Source organism: Candidatus Equadaptatus faecalis (assembly GCA_018065065.1).
Lineage (GTDB): Bacteria > Synergistota > Synergistia > Synergistales > Synergistaceae > Equadaptatus > Equadaptatus faecalis.
Genome location: JAGHTZ010000063.1, coordinates 1 through 1,397, shown reverse-complemented (window position 1 = coordinate 1,397; position 1,397 = coordinate 1). Strand labels below are relative to the sequence as shown.

At 44.3% G+C, this 1,397-nt stretch carries 2 protein-coding genes; one reads left to right on the top strand and one right to left on the bottom strand.

Annotated elements, in window-relative coordinates:
• Positions 1–370 precede the first annotated feature (370 nt).
• Entirely contained in the window at positions 371–808 is a 438-nt protein-coding gene (locus KBS54_05290) for a hypothetical protein (protein ID MBQ0055537.1), read from the top strand.
• 397 nt (positions 809–1,205) lie between these two features.
• Here KBS54_05290 and KBS54_05285 read toward each other — a convergent pair.
• The coding region (locus tag KBS54_05285) for a hypothetical protein (protein MBQ0055536.1) at positions 1,206–1,397 on the bottom strand (192 nt) is incomplete at its 5' end.

The following is a 1,397-nucleotide window of genomic DNA, read 5'->3' as shown; positions in this document are numbered from 1 at the left end:
TCGGGAAGGAGGCAGGGAAAGCAAGAGCCCTGCGGCTTTGGACAGAAAACGAACGGACGGCGCAAGCAACATCTGCGCCCAGCCCAGTAGGAAGTAATCCGAAGTTAAACTTTAAGCGTTAAGCATTAAGCTGTAAGCCAAAAGCGGTGAAAAGATTTTATTTTTAATAAGATTTTCTCACATTATTCTGCCTATTGCTTACGAAAGCGGTGGGTGAATTGCCCGCCTGTGCCGAACGCAGTGAGGCAAATGTTTTATCGGGCAATTCCCGCTTGAGTACGGAGCGCAGCGACGATATAGGCTTATAGCTTGTAGCTTATAGCTATGTTTATTGTACCCAAAATCAAATTTTACGGGAGGAAACTATCCAATGAAAAAGAAGACGAAAAGACTTATGAAAGAGCTTGGAAAAAGCAGAAGACAGAGAAACATGGAAAACTTTCTCGCTGAAAAGAAGCGTAAATTTCCGGCGCAGAAACGAAAAGGCGGGATAAAGAAAAACTATCACGCCAAACACAAGACGGATTTTGAAATCGGCGGCAAAAGACATTTAAAATTTATAAAGCTCACGCCGCTGACGGGAGAGCTTAAACGGCTGCTGGGAAGAGTTACCGCAAAGCTTCCGAAAAAAGAAACGAAAGAAATCCCGGGCGCTCTGCCCCTGCTTTCCGTATGGTACGACACGAAATACAATCAACTCATACTCCGCCACGACGGAGTAATAAAGCACGAGGACAATCTCGTACTGTACGAAGACGGCAGCGCCGTTCTTATTCCTGACGAAAACTATGCAGAAGCAAGATATTAAATCATACTGCAAAAAATATATCGGGGGACTGAAATCAGTCCCCCACTTTTGATATTCTCTGTTTCTTTATATCCTGTCTCGCGTGCCTCGCAGTAAGACAAATATTTTTTATCCGTCTTCCTGCGGAAATCCGTCAGGATTTAGCGCAGGATCCAGTGTCTTTGCCCCGTATGGGCTTGTTTCTAACGGGCAAAGCCCGTAACGCCGCTGGACACTGCGCAAGCCCTTTGGGCTTCGCAGTGAGACGGTGAAGAAAAAACTTACCGCTTAATGCTTATGGCTTACAACTTTTCGCTCGCCGCTTATGGCTTTTTTCCTCCCTGCCGTTATTATAGCATTTCCAAGAGAATTTACACCAATTTTGTGATTTTTCGCATTTTTTCGAGGTGCGACGGTGTTATTTTCTGTAATTAATTTTCTTTATTTTCCGCAGCGCTGATTTATTAAGCTCTTTTTCGGAAAAAAGCCAGCTGTAGGAGAAAAACACGTGTCCGAATATATTTTTATTCTCAACACAGTCTTTAACCTGCCTAAATATAACCTCGTCGCCTTTTGCCCATTCATCGCGGTCAGGTTTCCGCGCAATTCC